Consider the following 493-nt stretch of genomic DNA (forward strand, 5'->3'; position numbering starts at 1 on the left):
AGCCCGCACCGGCCGCGCTGTCGCTCGGGGGCGTCGTCGACACGCTCGCCGACGCCGCCGGGCTGCCCGCGGTCGCCGGCGCCGTCGCCGCCGTCGTCCGAGGCGGGGCGTCCGCGTCGCCGACCTTCGGCCCCGTGCAGGAGGACTCCGTCGCGCTCGCACGCTCCGACTGGCTCGCGGCCGCGACCGCCGGGCTGCCGCGCACGTGGCGGCAGGACGTCGCGGCGCGCGTCGCGACGACCGCCGAGCTGCGTCTCGCCGTGACCGACGCGCTCGCGCAGGTGACGGTCGTCGCCCGCCGCTCGCTCGCGGCGGCATGGCTGCTGGGGCTCGCGGTCGTGCTGGCCGGTGCCGCGGTGACCGTCGGGGCGGTCGCGCTCGGCTCAGGCTTCGCGAGCGTGCGCGCGAACCCGTGGGCGCCTGTGGTCGCGCTGCTGCTCCTCGTCGGCGCGGTGCTCGTGCTGCTCGCGTCGTTCTCGACGCGACGCGCGGC

The 493-nt window shown here is 79.5% G+C and carries 1 pseudogene; it reads left to right on the plus strand.

Going from position 1 to position 493, the window contains the following annotated elements:
* Window positions 1-493: pseudogene (locus CBZ_RS20635) on the plus strand (GTPase); the annotation flags it as partial.

The sequence above is a fragment of the Cellulomonas biazotea genome, from assembly GCF_004306155.1.
In the GTDB taxonomy this organism is placed as follows: Bacteria; Actinomycetota; Actinomycetes; order Actinomycetales; family Cellulomonadaceae; genus Cellulomonas; species Cellulomonas biazotea.